This window comes from Micromonospora sp. NPDC048898 (assembly GCF_043198035.1).
GTDB lineage: Bacteria > Actinomycetota > Actinomycetes > Mycobacteriales > Micromonosporaceae > Micromonospora.
Genome location: NZ_JBICUF010000006.1, coordinates 345,335 through 371,131, shown reverse-complemented (window position 1 = coordinate 371,131; position 25,797 = coordinate 345,335). Strand labels below are relative to the sequence as shown.

Sequence of the window (25,797 nt, the reverse complement as noted above, 5' to 3'; positions counted from 1 at the left end):
CGGATGGAAAGCTGCTCGGCCAGCAGTTCGCAACTTTGATTGAATGATTGGTGCTGCTGTTGTTGGTGACAACGCCGCCGCACCCAGGTGTCCCGCAGGTGCCTGCGATTGCAGGAGTGACCACCAATCCGAGGGCGCTTAACATGGTTGCGCTGACGGCAGCAGCGAGGACGCCTAGCTTCTTAAACAATGCTCTCTCCCTGGGGTCGGGTGGTGGGGCGCGAGATCCTTCTGTCGGACCCATAATCACTGAATCTCCTGCCGGGATGACAACAATATTCGACCCGGAAGGGAACGGGTAGTGAGAGTAAAGAACCTTACATCGGCACTGCGCGTCTCTTGGAAGCCGTTGCGGTCGAGTAGTTGACAGTTAGGGAGGTCGAATTACGTGCCCGGCCAATGTCCCGCGTTGGGTCAACGCCGGCCCGCAGAGGGCATTGACGTTAGCGGAAAGCTGCTAGGCTCTGTCTCTTGGATTCTGGTCGTCATGGACGGCGTGTAACCAGTCTCTGGTTTCGATCAGGTCGAGCGTGGCTTGAAGATGAGCAGCGAGTTCGTAGCGGACGGCTAGCCAACGCCAATGTTCGCGCCGGTCTGCGGACGCGCGACGGTGACGCAGGTAAGCGGGGCGTCCGGGCGGCGGGACAGCAAGAAGACAACGCGAGCGTTGATGCGCGTCAGCTTCGAACGGCAAGCGACGACGGTCGACACCTGCACCTCGACGCTGGCCGCCATCGCTTGGCAGCAGCCGGAAGCTTGACGCCGCATCCCCTGGCGAGGGTCGGCCCGGGGTCGCCGATGGAGCGGCTGTCGACAGCAACGCTGGCAGCAACACCGCCGGACGGCGGCACCCTGATGGGGGCGGGCCCGGTCGAAACTCCGAGTGTGCACCCGTTTGCCGGGCGCCAAGCCGGCGACAACCCGCAACTGATGGCGCTGCTGGACGCGATCCGGGTCAACGAGCCCGGCCCCGGACGGCCCCGCAAGCGCCCCGAAGTGCTCATCGCGGACAAGGGGTACGCGCACGACGCAACCCGTAGAGCGCTGCAGCACCGTGGGATCCGGCACGTCATTCCTGAACGCACGGACCAGGTCGCCCGCCGGGCCGCCAAGGGCAGCGTCGGTGGGCGCCCACCGGCCTTCGACAAGGCGATCTACCGCAAACGCAACGTCGTGGAACGCTGCTTCAACAGGCTCCAACAGCGGCGCGACCTAGCCAGCCGCTACGCCAAACGGGCATCCCTCTACCGGGCCAGCCTCGTCCTGATCGCCGCCATCACCTGGCTTCCATGATCGACAGGACAGGCCCTAGGCGCGACCAGCGACGATCGACAGTGCCAAGCGTTCTTGCAGGTCAATGCTCTATGAATGTGCGATCCCGACAGCCCGGTCGCCTGGGGAAGGTCAACGCCCAGTGAGGTGTGGCCCTGCACTCTCTGGTTCTAGCCGCCCTCTGGTTTGAAGAGAGCAATCCAGCCAGCGATCGTTCCAAGGATGGTCATGGCGAGCGTCGTTCCCTCGTACACTTTGCGGGCCAGCCCCAGCATGCCGGGCGGCTCTGCTGTCGGAGGGGCTGAGTGTGAGGGGACGCGTTGGACTCGTGATGGTTGACGAGAGGCAGCCACGGTCGTCCTGCTGAAGACTCGTCTCATCTTGAAAAGGCGATGTGTGTGGCATCCAACGAGCACACCCCAGCCTGCGTTTCGACAAGGACTGCCATCCTTGCGGACCGGCTCTCGACATTGGAGCGGTGCAACGAACGCGATGTACGGCAGGAGTGCGGCGAGGACTGTGAACCACCCGTACCGCGCTTGCTCCCCGGCGAAGAACGCTGCCGCGATTCCGGCGATGACGCCACCGATGACCAGTCTGTCCGTTCTGGTTGTTCTCCGGCCCGCCACGCTTAGGAGGCTAAGCGTGATGCCATAGCTGCAGGCTGCAACAGTCGGGTTCGCGACTCATCGTGATTGGTGCCTGGTCGGTCGATGGTTCGAAGGGTCCGACGGCAGTCCGAACCGCGGCTATTCGGCGACGAAAACTCCTACGCCGGGCAGGGTCTCGGTCATCCCCTTGATCCGTAGTACCTGCATGGCTCGATCGATCACGGGCTCTGTTACACCGTAGTGCTCGATCAACTCTCGCCGGCTGGGCAGCTTGGAACCGGGCTGGAACTCGCCGGACTTGATGCGTTCGGCGAGGTCGTCGGCGATCTGCTCGTAGCGGTAACGCGGCGGCACGTGGCTCTCCTCGGTTGGCAACACGAGTAGACCACCTACGTCAGCCCTTGACTACCCAACGGTACCTGTGGGAGGTTGCCGAGGAGGTCGATTCCCTCGGTTGGCGCTGCGGGCCGTCCTCGCCGGCGTGGATGTTCGGCGCGTCCCCCGCGTTCGGGCATCCACGCCTCCAGATCGCTCCGGCACAAGGAGACGGCATTGCTCCCTTTGGCAACGACAGGGCAGACCCTGGCTAGCAGGCGAGACGAACCGGTGAAGCGAGTGTCGTACGACGAGTACCTCCTGGCCGTAGCGCTGACGCTGGCCCGCCGTCACCGGCCAGTCTGGTCCTGGCGACATTGGCGGCGCGTCTGCCGCTGCGGGGGCGATCTGCCATGCCGGAGCCGCCACCGCATCCCGATCAACCGTGGCCACTGGCCCAGCCAGGACGGCCCGCAGTGATTACTCACCACCCGATCAAGCCGGCCTGGACGTGCCGGGGCTGTGCGGGGGAGTGGCCCTGCCATACCCGACGCCGCGAGCTGCGAGCCGAGTACGAACGAGCCCCGGTGTCCCTGGCCATCTACCTGGCCGCTCAACTCGTCGACGCCGTCCAGGACCTGGCCCACGTTCCCGCCGGCCATCTGCACTACCGATTCCTCGGCTGGACCCGATGAGCATCCTGCGGTCGGGTGACGAGAAGTTCCACTACAGCGACGGCTCGCACAGGTGGATCCCGCCGGACCCGGACTACGACCAGGAGGTCTGGGACGAGCAGGTCCGTCAACACAAGCACGGCCACCTCAGGAACGAGCGCCCGAAGGTCCGCATCCAACGGCTGATCTGACGCCAAGCAGTGCAGCAGCGAAGCACAGCAACCGTGCCAGCCGCACCGAGCCGACAAGCGCGCCAGCAAGAGGTTGCAGGCAGGAGGCGCTGGGTACCCCCTGCCCATGTTCGAGGGTTTTACAGACGAGCGGGTCGACGTCGGTGAGGTGGAGCTGCGGGTCCGGTACGCCGGACAGGGTCCTGCGGTCCTGCTCGTCCACGGGCATCCGCGTACCGGATCGACGTGGCACCTGGTCGCACCGCGACTGGTGGATCTCGGCTTCACGGTGGTCTGCCCGGACATGCGCGGCTACGGGCAGTCGGGAAAGGCGCGGATCCGCCCCGACCACTCCCAGCAGTCCAAGCGCGCGGTGGCCGGGGACATGCTCCGTCTGATGAACGCGCTCGGCCATCCGACGTTCGCCGCGGTCGGGCACGACCGCGGTTGCTATGTGGCGTTACGTCTGGCGCTCGATCACCCCGACGCGGTCAGCCGGCTGGTGGTCATGGACGGTGTGCCCATCAGCGCGGCCCTCGCCCGATGCGACGCGAGGTTCGCTCGGGACTGGTACCACTGGTTCTTCTTCGCCCAGCCGGAGAAACCGGAGCGTGCCATCATGGCCGATCCCGACGCCTGGTACGACAGTGCCGACCCCGAGCGGATGGGGGCCGAGAACTATCGGGAGCTGCGGGAGGCCATCCACGATCAGGCGACCGTGCGGGCGATGTTGGAGGACTACCGCGCCGGCCTCGGCGTGGATCGGGAGCATGAGGAGGCCGACCGGCGTGCCGGCCGTACCGTCCGTTGTCCGACGTTGTTCCTGTGGTCGACAGGTGACGACATGGAAGATCTCTATGGTGACCCACTCGCCGTCTGGCGGCCCTGGGTCGTGGACCTACGCGGCGAACCGATCCGGTCCGGACATCATGTCGCCGAGGAAAACCCCGACGACCTGACAGGCGTGCTACACCGCTTCCTCGCCTGACCGTTGCCGCCGGCCCGCATCCGTGGTCGCGCTGCCGGGGAGTGGACGTGGCTCGGTCGTGCCTGGTAGGCAGGCGGTTGTGCGCATCGTTTCCCTGCTGCCGGCGGCCACCGACATCGTGGCCATGCTTGGCCTGACCGGGCATCTGGTCGGGCGTACCCATGAGTGTGACTGGCCGCCGGGGGCGCTGGCCGACATCCCGGCGGTGACCGCGACGTCCCTGCCCGAGGCCCTGACGAGCCGGGAGATCTCGGCGGCGATCGCCGGTGACGCGCACCGGGGGTCGTCGATCTACCAGCTCGACGTCGCCATGTTGGAGGACCTGAAGCCGGATCTGATCCTGACCCAGGATCTGTGCGATGTGTGTGCGGTCTCCTACGAGCGGGTCAACGACGCGGTGCGTCTGATTGATCTCGACACCAGGGTGGTGTCCCTGGAGGCGCGGACCATCGACGGCATCCTGGACACGGTCGATGCCGTGGCCGCTGACCGGCACCGAGGGCAGGGCGGCGGAGATCCGCGCCGACGCCGGGCGTCGCCTCGCCGCGTTGCCGGGACCGGTGACCGGCGCGCCGACGGTGCTGTTCGTCGAGTGGCTCGACCCGTTGATGCCGGGCGGGCACTGGGTGCCGGAGCAGATCGCGTACGCGGGTGGGCGGTCGCTGCTGCTCGGGCCGGGCGCGCACAGCACCCCGCACCGGTGGTCGGTGGTCGCCGACCTGGCTCCCGAGGTGGTGGTGTTCGGGCCGTGCGGGTTCACGCCGGAGCGCACCTTCGCCGAGGTGTCGGTGGCGGCGGCGCAACCTGGCTGGGCGGACCTGCCCGCGGTTCGTCAGGGGCAGGTGTGGGTGGTCGACGGGCCTGCTTACTTCAACCGCCCCGGCCCGCGGGTCGTCGACGGCGCGGAGATCCTCGCCGGCATCCTCGCTGGCCGTCCCGACTCCCGCGCTCGGCGGGTTTCCCCCGACGTCGGGTGACACTGCCGCTCCCGAGTGGCCAGTGCGGACAGCGTAGCCAGGAGCCGCAGTGGGGCGAACCAGCACTGCCGCCCATCGCACGGTGTCTGATCTGATCCGCGGTGCCGTCGTGGTAGCCCACCCTCGCTCAAGCGGATAGCGCCCGGTCGGTGCTGACGTCAGGCTTCGCCGCGTTCACCACCGCTCGCGCTGCCCGGCTGGTGTTCCATTCCATGAGGCCGATCATGAGCGCGACGGCGCCGCCAGGGATGACGACAACTCCCGCGCCGAGCCACGACCCGAGCGCCATGACCGCCAAACATGCCGTGGGCTGCGTCCAGCCCGGAATCTTGTTCCACCACGCGCGGCGCAGCACGGCTCGTGACCATTGCTCGACGATCCCGGCCACCGCAGGGTCCGGGTGCCGATTCCCGTGGCCGGCCCTGCGGATCGCCTCCCGTCGCTCTCCGCTCGGGAGCTGACGGAACGCCTTCACCGCGGCCCGCCGTTCGTCCTTGGTCACGTCAAAGAGCCTGTTTTCCACAGCGCCATCATGGCCGATCTCGCAGCGTCAGGTGCGTGCCCGCGCTGCTCCGGCCAGGTCGACGATCCGGTCGCTCCAGCGGTCCAGCAGGGTCTGGTCGTGGGTGATGACCAGGACACCGGCGCGCTGCGTCCGCTGATAGTCGCGGATGACGGCGGCGACGTGCGCCTGGGTGGAGGCGTCGAGCATCGCGGTGGCCTCGTCGCAGAGCAGGTAGTCGGGGCGGTGCACGAGGGCCCGGGCGAGGCAGGCGCGTTGCAGTTGCCCGTCGGAGACCGCGTGGGGACGCCGACCGCGCAGGTCCGCGGTGAGGCCGACGAGGTCGGCGAGTTCGGTCACCCGTTCCCGGACGACCGACTCGGGCGTCCGGGTGGCGCGCAGCGGTTCGGCGATCAGGTCGGTGAGGCTCAGGCGGGGGTCGGCGGCGGCGCGCGGGCTCTGGAAGAGGGCGGCGACGCGGGTTCGTAGGGCGACCGGCACGGCGTACCGGACGGCGGCGACCGGGGTGCCGTCGATGCTGACCCGGCCGTGGTCGGGGCGGTGCAGGAGGGCGAGGACCCGGACCAGTGTCGACTTGCCGCAGCCGGACGGCCCGCGCAGTCCGACCGTCTCGCCCCGGTCGATCCGCAGGCTGACGTCGTCGAGGACGACCTGACTGCCGTACCCGACGGTCACCCGGTCGGCGAGGAGGTGCGTGCTTGTCACGTGATGGCTCCGGCGACGATCGGGTGGTGGCAGGCTACCGTGCCGCCGCCGGTGACAGGTGTCGGCAGTGGTCGGTCCGCGCAGGTGTCGGTGCGGCGTGGGCAGCGGGGCGCGAACGCGCACCCCGGGGGCAGCGCGGTGAGCATCGGCGGGTCGCCCGGCACCGGACGGAAGGCCCGGTCCGGCAGGGCGTCGAGCAGCGCCGACGCGTACGGGTGGGCTGGCGTGGTGAAGAGTTCGTCGGTGTCCCGGTGCTCCACGATGCGGCTGGCGTACATCACGGCGACGGTGTCGGCGACCCGGCGTGCGGCGGCCAGGTCGTGCGTGATGAGCACGACGGTCGAGCCGTTGTCGCAGCGGCGGCGCAGCAGGTCGAGGGTGTGGTCGACAAGGGGCCGGTCCAGCCCGGTGGTGGGCTCGTCGGCGATGAGCAGCGACGGGTCGGGTGCCAGCGCGAGCGCGGTGACCAGGCGTTGTGCCATGCCGCCGGACAACTCGTGCGGGTAGCGGTCCAGGTCGGCCGGATCGAGCCCGACATCGACCGCGAGCCGGTCGGCGTCGGCACGGTCGCGGCCGTGCGCCCGCAGCGTCTCGGCGAGCAGTCGCCGTCCGGTACGGACCGGGTTCAGGGCGGTGGCCGGGCTCTGCGGGACCAACCCGACCCGGCGCCCGCGTACCCTCCGGGCCAGGTGGCGCTGGCCGCAGGTGACCAGGTCGACCGGCTCGGCGCCGGGGTGGTGCAGCAGGGCGTGGCCGGTCGTCGTGGCGTTGCCCGGCAGGAGGCCGAGCAGGGCGTGGGCCAGGACGGACTTGCCGCAGCCGGACTCGCCCACGATGGCCACCAGTTCGCCGGCCCGGACGGTGAGGCTGAGGTCGCTGACGGCACGCACGCGCGCGTCGCGGAGTCGGAACTCGACGCCGAGGCCGTCCACGGCGAGCAGCGGCTGACGCGTGGCGGCGCGGGACGACGCCGGGGCGGGAACGGATTCGGTGGTGGTCACAGGTGCAGCTCCGCTCGGACCCGGGGATCGAGGCGGTCGCGCCAGCGGGCGGCGAGGACCGCGATGGCGAGGGTGACGACGACGATGACCGCGCCCGGTGCCAGGCTGGCCCACCAGGCGCCGGTCAGCAGCGACCCCTGACCGTCGTTGATCATGTTGCCCAGCGAGGCGAGGTGCGGCGGCAGGCCGAGACCGAGGAAGGACAGGGCGGTCTCGTGCCACACCGCGTGCGGGATCATCAGGGTGGTGGCCAGCGCCAGCCGGGGCAGGACGTGCGGCAACAGGTGTCGCCTGAGGACCCGCAGGCGGCCCGCTCCGCCGCCGATGGCGGCGTCGATGAACGGTCGGGTCCGAAGGCTCAGCAACTCGGACCGGACGATGCGGGCGGTGGACAGCCAGTGGGTGAGCCCGACGGAGGCGATCACGGCACCGAGGCTGGGACGCAGCATGGCGACGATGAAGATGCCCAGCAGCAGGTGCGGCATCGCGGCGATGGTGTCCACGATCCGCATCAGGACGCGGTCCACCCGGCCACCGAGCGTGCCGGCGATCCCGCCGACCACACCGCCGAGGACTGTGGCGACGAGCGCGGCGGTCGCGCCGACGAGCAGCGACACCCGCAGCCCGTAGACGGCCCGATGCGCCACGTCCCGGCCCAGGTCGTCGGTGCCGGCGGGGTGGGCCCAGGACGGTGACAGGCGGGTCTGGTCCAGCGCGACCGCGCTCTGGTCGAGTGGCCAGACGAGCGGGGCGAGCAGCGAGCCGACGACGGCGACGAGGAGCACGAGGCCGGCCGTGACGACACCGGCCTGGCCGGGCCGCAGCCGCAGTCGGGTGATTCGGAGCAGCGGCGGTCGGGCGGCGAGGTCAGCCATCGAGTCGTACCCTCGGGTCGGCGGCGGCGTAGGCGAGGTCGGTCGCGAGGTTCGCGGCCAGCACCACCGCGGTGGTGACAAGCGTGATCGCCGCCAGCAGCGGGAAGTCGCTGCCCAGCGCCGCGGCGACCGTGACGGCGCCGAGGCCCGGCAGCGAGAAGACCGTTTCGACGAGCACCGCGCCGCCGACCAGCTCGGGCAGGTGGGTGCCGACCAGGGTGAGGAACGGCAGCAGCGCGGTCCGCAGCGCGTGCCCGAACAGCACCGTCCGACCGGGCAGACCGCGCGCCCGCGCGGCGAGCACGTGGTCGTCGCGCAGGCTCTCCGCGACCGCGTCCCGGACGAACAGCACGAACCATGGCGCCTGGGACACGGCCAGCACCCCGACCGGCAGGATCAGGTGGTGCGCCACGTCGGACCAGGAGGTGCTTGTCGCGGTGACGTCGGTGAGGCCGCCCGCCGGCAACCATCCCAGGGCCAGCGCGAACACGGCGATCGCGGCCAGGCCCAGCCAGAACACCGGCATCGACTCGACCGCGTAGGCCGCCGTCCGCAACGCACGGTCGAAGAGCCCACCCCTGCGGTACGCGGCCAGCGCGCCCAGCAGCAGGCTCGCGACCAGGACGAGGGCGAGGGTCACGCCGATCAGCAACAGCGTCCAGCCGGCCCGGGCGGCGAGCACCGAGGCGACCGGCTCGTGTCGACTTGTCGACCAGCCCAGGTCGCCCTGGACCAGGTTGCCGACCCAGCGCAGGTACTGCACCGGCAGGGGGTCGTCGACGCCCCAGTTGGCGCGCAGCTGTGCCAGGTTCTCCTCGCTGGCGGTGAAGGCCGCCGCGCCCGCGTACTGCTTCGCGGGGTCGACCGGCGACGCGGCGCCGAGGGCGAACATCCCGACGCTTGTTGCGGCGAGCACCGGCACGGCGACCAGCAGCCGACGCCGGACCACCGCGCCGGCTCCGGCCAGGCGACCGGAGCGGGTCACGACCGGGTCCAGGTGTCGATGTTCCACCAGAGGCTGTTCGCCACCCCGTGTTCGTGCGCCTCCACCCGGGGAGCCACGCCCCGCACCGAGGACTTCAGCACGTAGGTGTGCCGCAGGTAGGTGAGGAACAGCCACGGTACGTCGGCGGCGAGCTGCTTCTGGAACTGCGCGTACGCGGCCTTGCGCAGGGCCGGATCGATCTGGTCGCGGCCCTGTTGCAGGGCCCGGTCGGTCACCTCGGAGCGGTACGAGCCGGGGTTGAAGTAGCCCTGCCCGGCGAACCGTGAGCCGAACAGCTTGTACGAGACGAAGTCCGGGTCGTACGGCGTCCCGTACCCCATCAGTAGGGCGTCGGACTTCATCCGCGGGTCGATGGCGTCCCAGGTCAGCCCGGCCGGGGTCACCTCGATGCCGATCTTCTTCGCGTCGGCGGTGACGGCGAGGGCCAGGTCCTTGCGGAGCGTGTCGCTCGCCGGGTACATCAGCGTGAACCGGGCCGGTCGGCCGTCCTTGACGCGTACCCCGCCGGGGCCCGGTGTCCAGCCGGCCGCGTCGAGCAGTGCTCCGGCCGCCGTCGGGTCGGCGGTGGGCCTGCCGATGATCGAGGGGTCGGCGAACTCGGAGGTCGGGGGGATCGGGCCGAACGCCGGTTCGCCGGCGCCACCGAGGAGCCCGGACACCATCGCGGCCCGGTCGACGGCCAGGTTGAGCGCCCGGCGGACCGCGGGGTCGGCGAGGACCGGGTTGCCCGTCGGCAGCATGACGCCGCGGTAGTCGGCGGTCGGCACGCGCTGCACCCGGTACGTGGCGTCGGTGTCGAACCCGGAGGCGAGCTTCGGCGGCAGCTCGGCGGCGTCGAACTCGCCGGCCCGCATCCGCTGGGCGCGGACGTTGTCGTCGGCGACGAACGCGACCACCACCCGGTCGTTCTTCGGCCGGCCACCGAAGTAGTGCTCGTTGGCCGTGAGCACCAGGCGGTCGCCCGGCGTCCAGGACTCGACCCGGTACGGCCCGGTCCCGATCGGCTTGCGGTTGAACCCGGCGGTGTTGATGTTCTGCCCGCCGAGCAGCTTGGCCGGCACGATGCCGAGGGTGAGCCGTTGCAGGAAGGGCGCGTACGGGTGGCGCAGCCGGAACACGACAGTGGCGGCGTCGGGCGCGGTCACCGACTCCACCATGTCCAGGTCGGAGCGGAGCGTCGAGTCGACAGCCGGATCCAGCACGGCCTGGTATGTGAAGACGACGTCCTGGGCGGCCAGCGTGGTGCCGTCGTGGAACCGCACGCCGTCGCGGAGTTTCGCGGTCACGGTGCGCCCATCGGGGGACAGCTCCGGCAACGCCGTGGCCAGACCGGCGACGAGGCGGTTGTCGTTGTCCCGGCTGAGGAGGCCGTCGAAGATCAGTGCGGCGCCGTCGACGCCGTAGTTGAGCACCGGGTTCAACGCGTCCGGCTCGTCGGAGGTGGCGACGACAAGCGTCGCGCCGCCGGTGGAGCCGTTGGGGGTGGCCGGGGCCGAGCAGCCGGCGAGGACGAGCATCCCCGCCGCCGCGGTCGACGCCACCAGACGTCGGAGGGTCGGACGCATCCGGGTCACGGAGGGCTCCTGTGGTGTGGGGAGGAGTCGTTGGTCGGGTGGGCGCGGGGCCGTAACCGTTGATCATCACGGTGGCACAGTTGCCATGCTTTGGCAATTGCCATAATTGTGCGTCATGCCGAGGGCCGACTGTTGTTCACGTCGCGGTCTGGTGTGGATCACCCGCCCGGAGCTGCCTGTTTCCGCACGTTCGACACGGTGGGCGCGATCCTGCCGCCGCTATCCCGGAGCGTTTCGTGCCCCTGCCCAGACGTCGTCGACGGAGCGCGGTGACCGCCCTCCCACTGGCGGTGCTCGCCGTCGCCGCGACCGTCCTGGCCGTGCCGGCCCCGGTGTCCGGGCACCCGTCCGGTGACCCGCAGACCGTGTCCATCGCGCGCGACGACCAGCGCCCAGAGGTCGTCCGGGTGCGGTGGCGCGTCGGCGGGCCCGACGACCTGACGCTGCTCGGCGTCTCCCTCGGCCTGCTGCCGTCCGACCGCGTGCTGCTCGACGGTGCCGTGGACTACCGCGCGACGGATCCGGCGGTGCTCGCGTCGTCCGAGCTGTTCTCCGCGTACCTGCTCAGGCAGATCACGGTGGCCGACGGCACGCGTGCCTGTCCCGGCGCTGTCGCGGAGTCGAAGGCCCTGGCGAGGGTCGGTGCCACAGTCGACTACACCTGCCCCGGGCCGGTCCACACGGTCACCGTCGCGGTGCGGATGCTCACCGACCTCGACCCCGCGTACCGTGCGGCGGCCACCGGCCCGGACGGACAACGCGCGGTGTACGGCGCGGGCGAGGACTCCCACGACTGGATTCTCGACGGCACGCCGGCCGTGGTCAGCACCCGCCGTGGCAGCGGCGCGGCCGTCCCGCCGGGGATCGGGGTCACGGCTCTCGTCGGTGGGGCACTGGTGGTCGCGGCCGGGGTGCTGCTGGTGTCGAGGCGACGGCGACGAATGCGGGCCGTGGCGTCACGCCCCTGAGGTGCCGTCGACCAGCACGACCTCCAGCCGGCGTGGGCCGTGCACGCCCTCGACCCGGTTGAGCTCGATGTCGCTCGTCGCGGACGGGCCGGAGATCCAGGTCTGGGGCGCGCGCGGGTCCAGTCGGGTCAGCGCCTCCGGCAGCAGGCCGACGACCTGGTCGGCGCGGACGACGCAGATGTGCCGGTCGGGCACCAGGGTGAGCGCGCGCCGCCCCTGGGCAGGGCCGGCGTCGAGGATGATGGTGCCGGTGTCGGCGACCGCCACGGCACAACCGGTCAGGACCGCGTCCATCGTGTCGAGCGCGGCAGGTGTCAGCGGGGGAGCGTCGCGGTGCAGTTGCCCGGTGTGGCCGGCCAGCCAGTCGGCGGGGACGTCGGTGGGGACGGCGAGTCGGTCCACCTCGGTTAGCAGCCCGGCCAGGGCGTCCAGCCCACGGTGGACCGTCGCCCGGTAGTCCACCAGGCGGTCGACGAGGACCGCGACCAGGTCCGTGCGGTCGTCGGCCCGGCGGTATCGGCTGGGCACCTGCACCGGGGGCGGGTTGTCGGCCAGGGCCATCCGCAGTCGCGCCAGGATCTCGTCGCGGGCGTTCACTGCTGCTCCCACCATTCCCGGAAGGTCTGCGGCGCGGGCAGCGGCAGGTCCCGCGAGCGGGTCCACGCCGAGGCGGGCCAGGGCAGCCGGCGCAGCGTCCGGGCGCCGGTGCGCCGCTCGCGGTACGCCCCGAGAGGGCCCGCGCCGGTGCGGGCCAGGCGCAGGGCGGCGGCCCAGCGTCGAGGGCTGCGCATCACCCAGGACAGGACGCGCATGGTGGCTCGTTCCGCAGGTGGATGCGGGGCCTGCTGGCGGAGGTGGACCAGGATCTCCGGGATGTTGATCTTCACTGGGCAGGCGTCGTAGCAGGCGCCGCAGAGCGTGGACGCGTACGGCAGCGAGGCGTTGTCGGCCACGCCGGTCAGTTGGGGCGACAGGATTGCGCCGATCGGCCCCGGATACACCGAGCCGTACGCGTGCCCGCCGGCCCGCTCGTACACCGGGCAGACGTTGAGGCACGCGGAGCAGCGGATGCAGGACAGCGCCGGCCGCCCGACCGGGTCGGCCAGCACCGCGGACCGGCCGTTGTCGACGAGCACGACGTGTACGTCCTGCGGGCCGTCACCCGGGGTGACGCCCGTCCACATCGAGGTGTACGGGTTCATCCGCTCGCCGGTCGAGGAACGCGGCAGCAGTTGCAGGAAGACCTCCAGGTCGGTGAAGGTCGGCAGCAGCTTCTCCACGCCCACGACGCTGATCAGCGTCTCCGGGAGGGTGAGGCACATCCGCCCGTTGCCCTCGGACTCCACGACCACGAGCGTGCCGGTGTCGGCGATGGCGAAGTTGGCGCCGGACACGGCGACCCGGGCCGAGAGGAACCGCCGTCGCAGGTGTGCGCGGGCCGCCTCGGCCAGGGCGGCCGGCTCGTCGCTGAGGTCGGCCGGCGCGTCCGGCATGCGGCGGAGGAAGATCTCCCGGATCTGCGTCCGGTTGTAGTGGATCGCCGGCACCAGGATGTGCGAGGGGGTGTCCTCGCCGAACTGCACGATCAGCTCCGCCAGGTCGGTCTCGTACGCGGCGATCCCGGCCGCCTCCAGGGCCTCGTTGAGCTCGATCTCCTGGGTCGCCATCGACTTGACCTTCACGACCTCGTCGGCCCCGGCGGCCCGGGTCAGCTCGACCACGATCCGGCAGGCCTCGGCCGCGTCCCGGGCCCAGTGCACGGTGGCGCCGGCAGCGGTGGCGGACGCCTCGAACTGCTCCAGCAGCTCCGGCAGCCGCCGTTGGACGTCCGCCTTGATCGCCGAGCCGGCGTCGCGCAGAGCCTCCCAGTCGGGCACCTCGTCGACCACCCGGGCGCGCTTGCCGCGGATGGTGCGGGTGGCCCGGTGCAGGTTGGCCCGCAGTTGGGTGTCGGCGACTGCCGGCTTCGCCGCGGTGGGAAAGGGCAGCGGGGTGCGGATCCGCCCGTCTCCGGTGGCCGGTGCGACCGGGCGGGTCACGAGGTGGCCCCCGTCGCGGCGAGGATCTCGGCGTAGTGCAGGGCCCGCACGCCCGACCGGTGCCGGGCGAGGCCACCCCCGATGTGCGCCAGGCAGGAGTTGTCGGCGGCGGCGAGCACCCGCGCCCCGGTCTCGCCGACCCGGGCGCACTTGTCGGTGAGCATCGCGGTGGAGACGTCCGGGTTCTTCAGGGCGAAGGTGCCGCCGAAACCGCAGCACTCCTCGGCGTCGGCCAGCTCGACCAGCCGGATGCCGCGCACCTCGCGCAGCAGTCGCAGTGGCCGGTCACCCAGTCGCAGCAGTCGCAGGCCGTGACAGGTGGGGTGGTAGGTCACCGTCTCCGGGAACTCGGCACCGACGTCGGTGACGCCGAGGACGTCGACCAGCAACTCGGACAGCTCGTAGGTGCGGCCGGCCACCGACGTGGCGGGCGGGTGCAGCCGCGGGTACTGGTCGCGGATCATCGCGGTGCACGACCCGGACGGCACGACGACGGCGTCGTAGGTGTCGAAGACGTCGACAAAGTGGCGCACCATCGGCATCGCCTCGGCCCGGTAACCGGTGTTGGCGTGCATCTGCCCGCAACAGGTCTGGCCGGTGGGGAAGTCGACGGTGTGGCCGAGCCGCCGCAGGACGCGGGTGACCGCGATGCCGGTGGACGGATAGGCGAGGTCGTTGACGCAGGTGATGAACAGGGCAATCCGCATGGCGGCGTCGACCCGCCTTGACTGTGTTGGTGTGAGCGAGTACACACTGGCGAGCAAGATCCTATCGGAAACGGCTCTGCCGCCACCAGGCACCGGAGGATGGTTCGTGAGATTCATGCGCGTCGGCCCCGTCGGCCAGGAACGCCCCGTCCTGTCCGTCGACGGGCGGCACTTCGACCTCTCGTCGCTGACCGCCGACATCGACGCGGACTTCCTCGGCGGAGACGGCGTCCGGCGCGTCCGCGAGGCCACCGACCTGCCCGAGATCGACGTCACCGGTCAGCGGGTCGGCGCGCCGGTCGCCCGTCCCGGTGTGGTCCTCTGCGTCGGGCAGAACTACGCCGCGCACGCTGCCGAGTCGGGCGCCGAGCCACCCACCGCCCCGATCATCTTCTACAAGGCGCCCAACACCGTCGTCGGCCCCCACGACGACGTCCTGATCCCGCGTGGCTCCACGAAGACCGACTGGGAGGTGGAGCTGGCGGTGGTGATCGGTCGTCGGGCCCGCTACCTCGCCTCGCCGGCCGACGCCGCCGCGCACATCGCCGGGTACGTGCTGTCCAACGACGTCTCCGAGCGCGACTTCCAGCTCGCCGTCTCCGGTGGCCAGTGGTCGAAGGGCAAGTCCTGCGAGACGTTCCAGCCGCTCGGCCCGTGGCTGGTCACCCCCGACGAGATCGACGACGCGCAGGCGCTGCGGCTGCGCTCCTGGGTCAACGGCGAGCCCCGCCAGGACTCCACCACGAAAGACATGATCTTCGACGTGGCGTACCTGGTCTGGCACCTGTCCCAGTACACGGTCCTGGACCCGGGCGACGTCATCAACACCGGCACCCCGCAGGGTGTGGCGCTCTCCGGCCGCTTCCCGTACCTGGCCGCCGGTGACGTGATGGAGGTCGAGATCGACGGCCTCGGCCGGCAGCGCAACACGCTGCGCAGCGCCTGACGGCGGTGCGTCGACTCGGAGGACTGCTCAGGAGGGGAGAGAAGGATGCGGTGTGACGGTCTCGTGGCGGTGGTGACCGGAGGTGGCTCGGGGATCGGCCACGCCTGTGTGCGGGCGTTCGTGGCCGCCGGCGCCCAGGTGGGCGTACTGGACCTGGACCTGTCGGATCTCCCCGAGGATCCTCGCGTCCACGGCGTCCGGGCGGACGTGGCCGACCGGTCCTCCCTCGGTGCGGCCGTCGCCTCGGTCGCCGAGCGGTTCGGCGGCATCGACATCCTGGTCAACAACGCCGCCATCTCCGCCGTGGGCACGGTGGAGGACGACGACGACGAGGTGTGGAGCCGGGTGCTCGACGTCAACGTCTCCGGGGTGGCCCGCACGAGTGCCGTCGCGCTGCCGTACCTGCGCCGGTCGTCGGCCGCGGCGATCGTCAACATCTCCTCGATCGCGGCGACCGTCGGCCTGCCCCGACGTGCCCTGTACTCGGCGTCGAAGGGTGCCGTGCACGCCCTCACCCTCGCCATGGCCGCCGACCTGGTGGCCGAGGGGGTCCGGGTCAACTGTGTCGCCCCCGGCACCGTGGACACGCCCTGGGTGGCCCGCCTGCTCGCCGGCGCGGACGATCCGGCGGCGGAGAAACGGCACCTCGCGTCCCGACAGCCGACGGGCCGCCTGGTGACCGCCGACGAGGTGGCCGCCACCGTCGTCTACCTGGCGTCGCCCGCCACCGGGTCGGTGACCGGGTCGTCACTCCCGGTGGATGGCGGCATGTCCGGCCTGCGGGTACCCGCCCGGGTCGCCCCCGCATCCGGCCCCGCCGGGCCGGGAGCGGTCGTCTCCTGAGGGTCGCCGGCGGCCCGTGACATGATTGCGCCCATGGGGAAACAGCAGGACGTCGGCGAGCCCGACCGTCACAGCGGGTCCGACGTCACCGACCACCGTCCGATCGGTGGCGACGCTGACGCACGGCTCGCTCTCGCACAGGACCCCAGCACGCCGCAGATGACCCTCATCGACCTGGCGTCCGACCCGTCGGCCGTGGTCCGCAAGGCGGTCGCCGCTCGGGCCGACGCACCCGCGCAGGCCCTGCGCCCGCTGACCCGCGACCATGATCGGCAGGTCCGGGAGGCCGTGGCGAGGAACCCCTCGACCTCGATCGCCAACCTGATGCGTCTGGTCAAGGACGCCGACCGGTGGATCCGGTGGGCGGTCGCCAGCAACCCGGCCTGTGACGAGTCGGTCCGCCGGGCCATGTCCGAGGCATCGGACAAGGAGCTTCGCGGTCTCCTCGCCGAACGGCGGGACCTCGAACCGGAGCTGGCCGCCAAGCTCGTCGACGACGTCTCACCCGAGGTACGCGAACGACTCGCCACCCACACCCACGACCCGGGCGCGATCACCGCCCTGCTGGCCGATCGCACCGCACGCGTACGCAAGGGGGTGGCCCGCAACCCGCGGACCACCGCCGCGCAGCGCAGCGCGCTCGCCGCGGACCCGGTGGTCGACGTCCGTGCCGCGCTGGTGCGTGCGGTCGAGCTGGGCGAGGCCGACCTGGCGTTGCTGCTCGACGACCGTTCGGTCCAGGTCCGCCTGGCCATGGCGACGAGCGAGATCGTGCCGGCGCACATCCGGCAGGCCCTCGCCCGCGATCCCGACGAGATGGTGGCCAGCGCGGCCCGGGACTTCCGCCCGGGATCCGGCAACTCCTCGGCGGTGCGGGCTCCCCGCATCGCCCACCGGCCCTCCACCGCCGGCGCTGGTCGACGCGGCGGCACCTCGCGGTAGGGCGGAGCCGGTCGCCTCCCCGGGGAGTGCAGCCCGCGTACTCAGGATGGTTTCCAAACATTCACATGCGTTGTACAGATCCTCTCTAGGCTGCGAATGTCCAGTTCTTGGGCCTATGTCGGCAGGAGAGGACCAGCGGTGCGTATCAGAAGATCCAGGTCAAGGTTCGGGGCGATTGCCGCGGCGGTGACGCTCGCCGCGGCGGGGGCAACATTCGTCGGCGGTACCGGGCACGCGGCCGAGCCCTCCCCGTTCAGCGTCGTGGGCGGTGCGATCCGACCGGCGACCGGCACCCCGGTGCCCGCCTCCGGAACGCACGCGTCGCTGTGGAGCAATTCCCATCACGCCACCACGAGCGTCAACGGCTCCGGGCGGGTGCTGATCGGTGCCATCGGTGACAACTGCCAGGGCTGGCCGACCGTACGGGTGACCGTCGACGGCGTCAGTGTCGGCGAGACCACCATCGTCAGCGCGACCAGCTACGGCACGTACCCGGTCGGCACGGCGGTCGGCGCCGGCCAGCACACCGTGCGGATCCAGTTCGTCAACGACTTCCGGGACGACGCCTGCGACCGCAACGTCCACGTCGCGTACGCGCGGATGGAGACCGCCGGCGCCACCGACACGAAGTTCAGCTTCGCCGTCCTGCCGGACACCCAGCAGGAGGTGCTCAACACCAGCGACACCCGCTTCCTCAACCGCACCAACTGGCTTGTGCAGAACCGGTCCGCGCTGGACCTGCGCTTCGTGACCTCCTCCGGTGACGTGGTCAACTGGGACACCCCGGACCACGCGCAGTACGTCATCGCCCGCAACGCGATGCGGCCGATCGAGAACGCCGCCATCCCGTACGCGCTGGCCCTCGGCAACCACGACACCCAGGCCACCGGCCCCGGCGGCTCGGCCCGCGACCCCGCCCGCACCCGGGAACTCCTGCGCGACACCACCGTGTTCAACAGGTACTTCACCGTCAGCCAGTACCGGGCGGTCACGGGGCAGTTCGAGGCTGGCAAGGTCGACAACTCGTACTCGACCTTCGAAGCCGGCGGCGTGCGGTGGATGGTGCTGACCCTGGAGCTGTGGCCCCGGGTCGCGGCCGTCAACTGGGCCAGGAACGTCGTCGCCGCCAACCCCCGGCACAACGTCATCGTCGTCACCCACGACTACATCGACGGCAACGGCGCCATCGAGCAGAGCGCCGGCTACGGCGAGACCAGCCCGCAGTATCTGTTCGACAACCTGGTCAAGCAGTACGCCAACGTCCGGTTCGTCTTCTCCGGTCACACCGGCATCGCCGGCAACCGGGTCGACACCGGGGTCCACGGCAACAAGATCTACTCGTTCCTCCAGACGTTCCACTCCAACTCCACCAACCCGGTCCGCCTGGTCGAGGTCGACACCGCCGCCAACTCGCTGCGGACCTGGATCTACGCGCCGCACGACAACCGGTCGTTCACCGAGTACGACAGGTCGTTCACCGGCATCGGGGTGGTCCGCTGACGCGTACCCCTGCTGTGGTCTTGGCGGTTGGCGGCGGAACCGCCGTTTCAACCGCCGAGGCCCGGGAGTCGGATGGTGAAGTGCGTGCCCCGGCCCACCTCGCTCCGCACCTCGATCGTGCCGCCGTGTGCCTCGGTCAGGTGGCGCGCGATCGCCAGGCCGAGGCCACTGCCGCCGGTCACCCGGCTGCGCGACTCGTCGGCCCGCCAGAAACGGTCGAAGATCTTCGGCAGGTCGGCCGGGGCGATGCCGCTGCCGGTGTCCCGTACGGAGATGGTCGTGCCGTCCGCGTCGACCGCGACCGAGCCGCCGGGCGGGGTGTACCGGATGGCGTTCGAGATCAGGTTGCCGACCACCTGCCGCAGGCGTACCTGATCGGCCTGCACCACCGGGTCCGCCACGACGCTGAGCTCCAGGCGCACCCCGGCCGCGAGCGCGCTGCCCCGGTGGCTGTCGACCACCTGCGTGAGCACGTCCCGCAGGTAGGTCGGTTCCGGGTCGATGCGCAGCGTGCCCGCGTCGGCGGCGGCCAGGTCGCCGAGGTCGTCGATGATGTGCTGGAGCAGCAGCGCCTCCTCGTGCAACAGCGCCAGCAGTTGCGCGTCGGTCGGGGCCAGGTCGTCCTGCGCCGCCTCCAGCCAGGTGCGGATGTTGCTCAGTGGCGTACGCAGCTCGTGTGCCACGTCGTTGACCATGGTGCGGCGTTGCGCCTCGGCCCGTTCCCGGCGTTGCGCGGAGTCGTTGAGGGCGCGCGCCAACCGGCCGATCTCGTCGCGGCCGGACACCGGGGCGGGCGTGCGCTGATCGGCCGCGTCGGCGAGGGTGCGCAGTGGCCGCACCAGGCGCCGGCCGACAAGCACTGTCGCCGCGACGGTGGCGAGCAGGACCGCGCCGGTGACCGCCACGATTCGTCCGATGCTGCCGCCGGACAGGCGCAGCGTGGTGTCGCCGGTGCCGGGGGCGGTGACGAACAGCAACGCGCGGGGCGCCACGTACGGCCGGAGTTGGGTCCTGCGCGCTGATTCGACGCAGCCCCGCACGACGCCGACCGGCCCGGCCGGTTCGAGCAGCGACGGTGGCTTCACCTCGGTCTTCTCGTGCGCGGTCCGGACGACCGCCGATTCACCCAGATAGGCATCGAAGGTCGGCGTGATGCGCAGCTCGGAGGCACGGTCGCCGAGGTTGAGACAGCGGGCGGTCAGGGTGCTCAGCGTCTGGAGTGCCTTCTTCTCGGCCGCGCTGACCAGGCTGTCGAGCGCGAACCCGCAGCTCTCGGTCACGGACCGGGTCAGGGGTCGCTCGGCCTCGGCGCGGACGTTGGTGAGCACGACGCTCGGGCGGCCGGTCTCCGCGACCTCGATGACCCCGTCGTAGCCCACCTTGTGGAAGCAGGCCAGGCTGTTCTTGGCCACCTCGCTGAGCACGTACCGGTCTTCGGTCGGCACGACGTAGGGCCCGACGGCCCGCTCGTCGATGTGCTCGTCGCCGCCGGTCAGGCCCAGGTCGACCTGCAGCGGATCCACCACGGCCGCGGGACTGGTGTTCCGCAGCGCCGGCCCGGTCTGCGAGTCGAGGATGACCCGGTGGTCGTCGGTGGTGAGCGTGATGCGGCGGTCCAGCTCGGCGGCGCGCGATCGCACCAGGGCGGCGGCCCCGGACCAGTCGTGGTGGGTGGCCGCGTAACCGAGCAGCGCCTGGTAGAGGGCCTTCTGGTCGGCGACCGCGCCGCCCTGCTCGTAGTTGATCGCTCGGGTGGTGGTCGTCGCCGCCAGCCAGGCGGTGGCCGAGATCGCGGCCAGCGCGATGACCACGGCGGCGACCAGCAGCCGGGTCACCAGGCTGTGCCGCAGCGGCACCTGGTCCCCGCTCACGGTGTCGGGCCCAGCGCCAACTTGTAGCCCACACCGTGCACGGTGAGCAACTGCCGAGGTCGTCTCGGGTCGGTCTCGATCTTGCGGCGCAGGTTCATCATGTGGACGTCGATGGTGCGCTCGGTCGAGCTGCGATCGAGGCCACGGGTGTGGTGCAGCAGCTGCGCTCGGGTGAAGACCCGGTCCGGTTGCTCGGACATGGCGGCCAGGATGGCGAACTCGCCACGGGTGCACTCGATCCGCTCGCCGTCGACAGTCACGTGGTGCCCGACCGGATCGACGCTGATCCGACCGATCTGCCGGACGCCCCGGTCGGTCGGCGCGGGCGCGCCCCGGGGCGCGCGGCGCAGCAGGGTACGGGTGCGGGCCACCAACTCCCGGGGGCTGAACGGTTTGGTCAGGTAGTCGTCGGCGCCGAGTTCCAGGCCGAGCAGCAGGTCACTCTCGGCGCTGCGGGCGGTGAGCATGAGCACCAGGACGTCCGACTCCTGCCGCACCGTGCGGCATACCTGTAAGCCGTCCAACCCCGGCATCATCACGTCCAGGATCAGCAGGTCGGGCCGGGCCCGGCGGGCGGCGTCCAGCGCCGCCCGCCCGTCGTGCACCACGATCGTCTCGTGGCCGGCGGCCACGAGATAGCGCCGGATTCCCTCCGCGTGCCGCGGATCGTCGTCAGCGACCAGGACCATCGCACACATGCCGGCGATGATAGGCCGGCGATCCGGCACCGAACCGGTTCCAGGCCCGACCTGACAGATTCCTAACGACTGCTCAGACACTGGACAGTGACTCGGTGGGGTCGAGCGAGGCCGCCCGCATCGCCGGGTAGACCCCGGCCAACACCCCGATGATCAGCGCACCCCCCAACCCGGCGGCGGCCGCCGTCGGTGGGATGGTCACCGGCCAGTGCTGGAGGGTGGCATAACCGGCGACGGCCACCGCGCCGGCCAGCACTCCGGCCGCTCCGCCGAGCGCCGACAGCACGATCGACTCGGTCACGAACTGGATGCGTACCTGGCCCCGGTTGGCGCCCAGGGCCCGACGCAGGCCGATCTCGCGGCGTCGCTCCAGCACCGAGATGTACATCGTGTTGGCCACCCCGATACCGCCCACGAGCAACGCGATCCCGGCCAGCCCGAGCAGCAGCGAGCTGAAGGTCTGCCGCACGGCCTGCTTGGCGGCGAGCCCGTCCGAGGGACGACTGACCTGCACGTCGCTGGGATGCTCCGGGTTGGCCGTGGCGGCCAGCACCTGGCGTACCGCCACTACCTGGGCGTCGGTGGTCTGCACATAGATCCGGGTCGGGTGCCCGTCGAAGCGCAGCCAGCGGTTGGCCGCCTCCCAGCCGATCATCGCGGAGCGGTCGATCTCGGGGGCGAGGGGCACCGGGTCGAGGATGCCGATCACGGTGAACCGCTGCCCGCCGAGGTGGACCTGGAGCGGCTCGGAGAGGTCGACGGTGGCGAAGCCGAGCCGCTGGGCGGCGACCGAGCCGAGGACCACCGTCGGCAGGCGTTCCATCGCGGGATCCAGGAAACGGCCGGAGCGTACCCGGCCGTCGATCGCCGCGAGCAGGTTCGTCCTGGTGGCGACGACCGCGATGGCGTTGTAGTCGCCGGCGCCGGTCCGGTCGGAACGGGCGACGTTCAGCCCGAAGTCGGCGGTCGCGCTCGCCACCGTCACCGGCGCGATCCGGGACACCATGTCCACCGACTCGACGGGCAGCTGGACCGGTGGCTCGCGGTTGGGCGCCGGTGTGACCTGCAGTCGGTTGGTGCCGAGGGCGGCCAGTTTCTCCTCCAGTGCCCGCTGGCTCGACGCGGGGATCCCGGTGACCAGGACCAGGGTGGCGATGCCGATGGCGATGCCGAGCGCCGACAGGGCGGCCCGGGCCGTGCGCGTCCGGATGCCGAGCAGACCCAGGCCGACCAGGTCGGCCGGGGCCAGCCGGACCGGTGCGGCGTCCCGATCCAGCCTCGCCTCGTGCCGGGTACGCCTCATGCCGGCCCACCGCCCGCCGCGGAGTCGGACACCAGGCGGCCGTCGCGGATGCGGAGCTGTCGGGGCACCCGGGCGGCCACCTCGTGATCGTGGGTGATCAGCGCGATCGTGGTCCCCTCCCGGTTCAGTTCGGTCAGCAGGTCCAGCACGGCCGACCCGGTGGCCACGTCGAGCGCCCCGGTCGGCTCGTCGGCCAACACCAGGGCGGGCCGGTTGACGAGCGCCCGGGCGATCGCCACCCGTTGGCGTTCACCGCCCGAGAGCGCCTGCGGGTGGTGGTCGGCGCGGTGGGCCAGACCGACCCGCTCCAGTGCCGCCAGGGCCAGCGCCCGGCGGTGCCGGCGGTGTACGCCGGCGTAGAGCAGACCGGTCGCGACGTTCTCGGTCGCGGTCAGCCCGTCGGTGAGGTGGAACTGCTGGAACACGAAGCCCAGCCACCGGCCACGCAGGCTGGACAGGTGCCGGTCGGACATGGTGGTGACGTCCCGCCCACCGATCAGCACCCGACCCTCGGTGGGCCGGTCCAGCGTGCCCATGATGTTGAGCAGGGTGGATTTTCCCGATCCGGACGGCCCCAGGATGGCCACGAACTCGCCCGTGTCGATCCGCAACGAGACGTCGCGCAGCGCCGTCACGTCCTCGCCGTAGCGCCGGGTGGCACCGTCGATCTCCAAGACCGCGGTCACGACGTCGTCACCACCTTGGTGCCGACGGTGATGCCGGTACCGCTGATCTGCACCATGCCGTCGGCGAACAGGCCCACCTTCACCGCGGTCAGGGCACCGTCGGAGATCTGTACGCCGTAACCGCCACCGCTGAGCGCGAGCAGTGCGCCGACCGGGACGGCGAGTACGTCGCGCTCGGTGGTGCCGGTGAACCGGACCTCGACGGTGGCCGAGCTGATGTTCTGGATCGCCGAGGCGTCGTCCACCGCGATGACGACCTGCACCTTCGGCCCCTCCGCGCCCGGATTGTCGCCGTCGGACTGGGCGGCCTGGACGTTGCTGCTCACCGACGTGATGGTGCCACTGGTGTGTGCGCTGTCCGGAAGGGTGATCTGCACCTTCTGCCCCGCACGAAGGTCGTCGGCCCGGCTGGCGTCGATCTCGACGGTGACCGCCTTGGCCTGATCGCTGATCGCCATCAGGTTGCCGGTGGCGTCGTCGCCGAGTTGGGCCGAGGCGGTGCCCACCCGCACCGCACCGGGCAGCACCAGGATGTCGCCGAGTGTCACGGTGCCGGTGGCCGGACGTACCCCCTTGGCCGTCTGCCAGCGTTTCACGGCGTCCTTGAGCGATCGGGTGAAGACGGCGTCCTGGCTGGTCACGACGGTCTGGTACGCCCCCGTGCCGGAGGCTGTCGGCGGCGAACCCGGCTTGCTGGCCCCCTCGTTCGTGGCCTCCCCGCTCGTACCCTGCTCGTTCGTGCCCGGGTCGTTCGCGGCCGGTGGCGGCCCACCCTGGACGGTCACCCGGGTCCCCGGTGCGGGTTGGGAGCCGATCCGGTAGCCGAGCGCCCGAAGGTTGTCGGCCAGCACCTTGACGTCGCGGCCGACCATGCCGACCACGTCGATGTCGCGGAACATCGGCGACGACCCGTAGAAGAGGATCACCGGGCGGTCACCGGAGCGGTACATGATGTCGCCGCGGGCGATGGTGCTGCCGGACTGGGGCAACCAGGTGAGCACCCCGGGCGCGACACCCCGCAGGGTGCGCTGCTTGCGATAGCCGACCGTGCCGCTCTCGGCCCAGTAGTCGGAGAGGTCGGTCCGGACCACCTCGGCCGTGGCCACCCTGGCCGCGGCCGGCTGCGCGGCCGGAGAGTCGTCGCCGGCGCCGGCGTGGACGGCGTAGGCCACGCCGCCCAGCGCGAGCACGCCGCACGTGATGGTGATGATGAGGGATTTCGTCCGCACGGTCGGCTACCTCTGCGTGAAGGCCGAGATCTCGCACTGACGCTGGATCTCCATCCCCGCGTCGCTGTTCGCCTTCTCCAGGTTGGCCTTGGTCTCCGGCGCGACCCAGATGTTGGCGTTGTCGGTGCCCCCCTGCCGGATCTCCATCGACAGGCCCTGGTCCCGGACGCACTGCAGCTTCTCGCGCAGGTCGTCGGCGAAGTTCGGGTTCTGGTGCGGGTCCAGCTCCGGCGGGCCCAGCGGCTCCTTGTCGGCGCACGCGTCCACGGCCGGCTGATACTTCTTCTCGTCCATCTTGTAGCTGAGCAGCGGACCACCGTTTCCGCCCTTCCCCGGCGCCGACGGCACACCGTGCTGCGTCCAGCAGGCGTAGTAGGCCTCGTAGAGGCGGTCGACCTCCTGCTTGGTCGCGCCGAGGGGGAGCTGACGGTCGGCGGCGTTGCTCGACGCGGCCGGGCCGGCACTCGCCGACGTGGTCGCGCCCGGGAGCGCGGCCACCTGCGGCTCCGCCGCCTTCGGGTCGTCGCCGCAGGCCGCGAGCGACAACAGCAGGACCGCCAAACCGGTGATCTTCACATTCGCTTTGTGCATGCGAGCCAGCCTGATCGCCGCATGTCAGCTATTTGTTAGGTACGCACGCCGTTTTCGCACAGGTGCGGTCAGGTCTCGGGAACTTTCCCGGGCCGGCCACCGACCATCAGAGTGCGCGGCTGAGCGGCGCGATCCGACGACGGCATCTCGGCATGGAGGAGCGCCCGTGGCACCCAGGACGGTGGTCTGTGCGCAACGGCGCCGCTGACGACGACCAGGTGACCCGGTGGGCGCAGGAGGCGGGCCGGGGCGACCGGCAGGCCGCCACCGCGTTCGTCCGGGCCCTGCAGGATCAGGTCCGGCGTTTCCTGTCGCACCTGGCCGGGCCGGGTGAGGCCGACGACCTGACCCAGGAGACGTTCCTGCGGGCGTTTCGCAACCTGCCCGGCTTCGCCGGCCGGTCGTCGGCGCGCACCTGGGTGTTCACCATCGCGCGACGCGTTGCCGTGGATCACGTCCGGACGGCGGTCGCCCGGCCACGGTTGGCCTCGGTGGCGGACTGGCAGGCGGCGGCCGAGGCCGCCGGTGCGATCACCGCCGGCGCCGACGAGGGCGTCACCCTCCAGCAGATGATCGCCGGCCTGAGCCCGGAGCGTCGCGAGGCGTTCGTCGCCACGCAGGTGCTCGGCCTGTCCTACGCCGAGGCGGCGGACGTCTGCGGTTGCCCGGTCGGCACCATCCGTTCCCGGGTCGCCCGGGCCCGCGAGGATCTCGTCGCCGCCTGGCAGGCCGAGGGCGGCCCGACCCGCGAGCAGCGAACCGGCTGACGGTGGGTACCGCCGC

27 protein-coding genes and 1 pseudogene are annotated in these 25,797 nt (G+C 71.3%); 12 read left to right on the top strand and 16 right to left on the bottom strand.

Features of this window, described 5'->3' with window-relative positions:
* Nucleotides 1-580 precede the first annotated feature (580 nt).
* Nucleotides 581-760, top strand: coding sequence for a hypothetical protein (locus tag ACGFIQ_RS19555; protein WP_393245383.1), 180 nt, complete (start codon nucleotides 581-583; stop codon nucleotides 758-760).
* A pseudogene (locus ACGFIQ_RS19550) lies at nucleotides 717-1,293 on the top strand (transposase); the annotation flags it as partial. The gene ACGFIQ_RS19555 and the pseudogene ACGFIQ_RS19550, both read left to right, overlap by 44 nt.
* 728 nt (nucleotides 1,294-2,021) lie before the next feature.
* Here the strand turns inward: ACGFIQ_RS19550 and ACGFIQ_RS19545 are convergent.
* Nucleotides 2,022-2,261 (bottom strand): GntR family transcriptional regulator, encoded by a 240-nt coding sequence (locus ACGFIQ_RS19545; protein ID WP_099854800.1) that lies wholly within the window; start codon nucleotides 2,259-2,261, stop codon nucleotides 2,022-2,024.
* Between the two features lie 413 nt (nucleotides 2,262-2,674).
* Between ACGFIQ_RS19545 and ACGFIQ_RS19540 the strand changes: the two genes are divergently transcribed.
* From ACGFIQ_RS19540 to ACGFIQ_RS19525, 4 genes are all read left to right on the top strand, one after another.
* Nucleotides 2,675-2,893, top strand: coding sequence for a flavin reductase (locus tag ACGFIQ_RS19540; protein ID WP_393245381.1), 219 nt, complete (start codon nucleotides 2,675-2,677; stop codon nucleotides 2,891-2,893).
* Complete coding sequence (locus tag ACGFIQ_RS19535; RefSeq protein WP_393245379.1) at nucleotides 2,890-3,063, top strand: hypothetical protein; 174 nt, start codon at nucleotides 2,890-2,892, stop codon at nucleotides 3,061-3,063. The genes ACGFIQ_RS19540 and ACGFIQ_RS19535 overlap by 4 nt, the downstream gene beginning before the upstream one ends.
* A 106-nt stretch (nucleotides 3,064-3,169) precedes the next feature.
* The gene (locus ACGFIQ_RS19530; protein WP_393245377.1) at nucleotides 3,170-4,030 is read left to right on the top strand and encodes an alpha/beta fold hydrolase; all 861 of its coding nucleotides are present in this window, start codon (nucleotides 3,170-3,172) and stop codon (nucleotides 4,028-4,030) included.
* Nucleotides 4,031-4,503: 473 nt separating this feature from the next.
* Entirely contained in the window at nucleotides 4,504-5,007 is a 504-nt protein-coding gene (locus ACGFIQ_RS19525; protein WP_393245375.1) for a hypothetical protein, read from the top strand.
* 127 nt (nucleotides 5,008-5,134) lie between these two features.
* On the opposite strand, the gene ACGFIQ_RS19520 is transcribed toward ACGFIQ_RS19525, so the two are convergent.
* The 6 genes from ACGFIQ_RS19520 to ACGFIQ_RS19495 are packed head-to-tail and all read right to left on the bottom strand — an operon-like array spanning nucleotide 5,135 to nucleotide 10,682.
* Nucleotides 5,135-5,509, bottom strand: coding sequence for a hypothetical protein (locus tag ACGFIQ_RS19520; RefSeq protein ID WP_393245373.1), 375 nt, complete (start codon nucleotides 5,507-5,509; stop codon nucleotides 5,135-5,137).
* Nucleotides 5,510-5,557: 48 nt separating this feature from the next.
* A complete protein-coding gene (locus ACGFIQ_RS19515; protein ID WP_393245371.1) occupies nucleotides 5,558-6,235 on the bottom strand; it encodes an ABC transporter ATP-binding protein in 678 nt (225 codons plus the stop codon).
* The gene (locus ACGFIQ_RS19510) at nucleotides 6,232-7,236 is read right to left on the bottom strand and encodes an ABC transporter ATP-binding protein (RefSeq protein WP_393245369.1); all 1,005 of its coding nucleotides are present in this window, start codon (nucleotides 7,234-7,236) and stop codon (nucleotides 6,232-6,234) included. Before ACGFIQ_RS19510 ends, ACGFIQ_RS19515 begins: the two co-directional genes overlap by 4 nt.
* The gene (locus tag ACGFIQ_RS19505) at nucleotides 7,233-8,111 is read right to left on the bottom strand and encodes an ABC transporter permease (RefSeq protein WP_393245367.1); all 879 of its coding nucleotides are present in this window, start codon (nucleotides 8,109-8,111) and stop codon (nucleotides 7,233-7,235) included. The genes ACGFIQ_RS19510 and ACGFIQ_RS19505 overlap by 4 nt, the downstream gene beginning before the upstream one ends.
* The gene (locus ACGFIQ_RS19500) at nucleotides 8,104-9,123 is read right to left on the bottom strand and encodes an ABC transporter permease (RefSeq protein WP_393245366.1); all 1,020 of its coding nucleotides are present in this window, start codon (nucleotides 9,121-9,123) and stop codon (nucleotides 8,104-8,106) included. The genes ACGFIQ_RS19505 and ACGFIQ_RS19500 overlap by 8 nt, the downstream gene beginning before the upstream one ends.
* Nucleotides 9,093-10,682, bottom strand: coding sequence for an ABC transporter substrate-binding protein (locus tag ACGFIQ_RS19495; protein ID WP_393245468.1), 1,590 nt, complete (start codon nucleotides 10,680-10,682; stop codon nucleotides 9,093-9,095). Before ACGFIQ_RS19495 ends, ACGFIQ_RS19500 begins: the two co-directional genes overlap by 31 nt.
* 278 nt (nucleotides 10,683-10,960) lie before the next feature.
* Between ACGFIQ_RS19495 and ACGFIQ_RS19490 the strand changes: the two genes are divergently transcribed.
* Nucleotides 10,961-11,659 carry a hypothetical protein gene (locus ACGFIQ_RS19490; RefSeq protein WP_393245364.1) on the top strand — a complete coding sequence of 233 codons (699 nt, stop codon included), beginning with the start codon at nucleotides 10,961-10,963 and terminating at the stop codon, nucleotides 11,657-11,659.
* On the opposite strand, the gene ACGFIQ_RS19485 is transcribed toward ACGFIQ_RS19490, so the two are convergent.
* From ACGFIQ_RS19485 to ACGFIQ_RS19475, 3 genes are read right to left on the bottom strand one after another with little or no spacing between them, the layout of a single operon-like run.
* Nucleotides 11,648-12,256 carry a lactate utilization protein C gene (locus ACGFIQ_RS19485; RefSeq protein WP_393245362.1) on the bottom strand — a complete coding sequence of 203 codons (609 nt, stop codon included), beginning with the start codon at nucleotides 12,254-12,256 and terminating at the stop codon, nucleotides 11,648-11,650. The two genes, ACGFIQ_RS19490 and ACGFIQ_RS19485, sit on opposite strands and share 12 nt — an antisense overlap.
* The gene (locus tag ACGFIQ_RS19480) at nucleotides 12,253-13,698 is read right to left on the bottom strand and encodes a lactate utilization protein B (RefSeq protein WP_393245360.1); all 1,446 of its coding nucleotides are present in this window, start codon (nucleotides 13,696-13,698) and stop codon (nucleotides 12,253-12,255) included. Before ACGFIQ_RS19480 ends, ACGFIQ_RS19485 begins: the two co-directional genes overlap by 4 nt.
* Nucleotides 13,695-14,405: a (Fe-S)-binding protein gene (locus tag ACGFIQ_RS19475; protein WP_393245358.1), complete on the bottom strand. Its 711-nt coding sequence runs from the start codon at nucleotides 14,403-14,405 to the stop codon at nucleotides 13,695-13,697. The genes ACGFIQ_RS19480 and ACGFIQ_RS19475 overlap by 4 nt, the downstream gene beginning before the upstream one ends.
* Before the next feature lie 106 nt (nucleotides 14,406-14,511).
* Between ACGFIQ_RS19475 and ACGFIQ_RS19470 the strand changes: the two genes are divergently transcribed.
* From ACGFIQ_RS19470 to ACGFIQ_RS19455, 4 genes are all read left to right on the top strand, one after another.
* On the top strand, nucleotides 14,512-15,351 hold the full coding sequence (locus ACGFIQ_RS19470; RefSeq protein WP_393245356.1) for a fumarylacetoacetate hydrolase family protein: 840 nt from the start codon (nucleotides 14,512-14,514) through the stop codon (nucleotides 15,349-15,351).
* Between the two features lie 45 nt (nucleotides 15,352-15,396).
* The gene (locus tag ACGFIQ_RS19465) at nucleotides 15,397-16,194 is read left to right on the top strand and encodes an SDR family NAD(P)-dependent oxidoreductase (protein ID WP_393245354.1); all 798 of its coding nucleotides are present in this window, start codon (nucleotides 15,397-15,399) and stop codon (nucleotides 16,192-16,194) included.
* Between the two features lie 33 nt (nucleotides 16,195-16,227).
* Nucleotides 16,228-17,136: a hypothetical protein gene (locus tag ACGFIQ_RS19460; protein WP_393245353.1), complete on the top strand. Its 909-nt coding sequence runs from the start codon at nucleotides 16,228-16,230 to the stop codon at nucleotides 17,134-17,136.
* 138 nt (nucleotides 17,137-17,274) lie between these two features.
* Entirely contained in the window at nucleotides 17,275-18,636 is a 1,362-nt protein-coding gene (locus ACGFIQ_RS19455; protein ID WP_393245351.1) for a carbohydrate-binding domain-containing protein, read from the top strand.
* Between the two features lie 47 nt (nucleotides 18,637-18,683).
* Here the strand turns inward: ACGFIQ_RS19455 and ACGFIQ_RS19450 are convergent, their stop codons facing one another.
* The 6 genes from ACGFIQ_RS19450 to ACGFIQ_RS19425 all read right to left on the bottom strand — a co-directional run bounded on the left by ACGFIQ_RS19450 (nucleotide 18,684) and on the right by ACGFIQ_RS19425 (nucleotide 25,014).
* Nucleotides 18,684-20,507: an ATP-binding protein gene (locus tag ACGFIQ_RS19450; protein ID WP_393245349.1), complete on the bottom strand. Its 1,824-nt coding sequence runs from the start codon at nucleotides 20,505-20,507 to the stop codon at nucleotides 18,684-18,686.
* Nucleotides 20,504-21,205 (bottom strand): response regulator, encoded by a 702-nt coding sequence (locus ACGFIQ_RS19445; protein ID WP_393245347.1) that lies wholly within the window; start codon nucleotides 21,203-21,205, stop codon nucleotides 20,504-20,506. The genes ACGFIQ_RS19450 and ACGFIQ_RS19445 overlap by 4 nt, the downstream gene beginning before the upstream one ends.
* 73 nt (nucleotides 21,206-21,278) lie before the next feature.
* Nucleotides 21,279-22,508, bottom strand: coding sequence for an ABC transporter permease (locus ACGFIQ_RS19440; protein ID WP_393245345.1), 1,230 nt, complete (start codon nucleotides 22,506-22,508; stop codon nucleotides 21,279-21,281).
* Entirely contained in the window at nucleotides 22,505-23,194 is a 690-nt protein-coding gene (locus ACGFIQ_RS19435) for an ABC transporter ATP-binding protein (protein WP_393245343.1), read from the bottom strand. Before ACGFIQ_RS19435 ends, ACGFIQ_RS19440 begins: the two co-directional genes overlap by 4 nt.
* Nucleotides 23,191-24,423 (bottom strand): efflux RND transporter periplasmic adaptor subunit, encoded by a 1,233-nt coding sequence (locus ACGFIQ_RS19430; protein WP_393245341.1) that lies wholly within the window; start codon nucleotides 24,421-24,423, stop codon nucleotides 23,191-23,193. The genes ACGFIQ_RS19435 and ACGFIQ_RS19430 overlap by 4 nt, the downstream gene beginning before the upstream one ends.
* Nucleotides 24,424-24,429: 6 nt before the next feature.
* On the bottom strand, nucleotides 24,430-25,014 hold the full coding sequence (locus tag ACGFIQ_RS19425; protein WP_393245339.1) for a hypothetical protein: 585 nt from the start codon (nucleotides 25,012-25,014) through the stop codon (nucleotides 24,430-24,432).
* Nucleotides 25,015-25,202: 188 nt separating this feature from the next.
* Between ACGFIQ_RS19425 and ACGFIQ_RS19420 the strand changes: the two genes are divergently transcribed.
* Nucleotides 25,203-25,781, top strand: a complete 579-nt coding sequence (locus ACGFIQ_RS19420) for a sigma-70 family RNA polymerase sigma factor (protein WP_393245337.1) — start codon at nucleotides 25,203-25,205, stop codon at nucleotides 25,779-25,781.
* The last annotated feature ends 16 nt before the right edge of the window (nucleotides 25,782-25,797 follow it).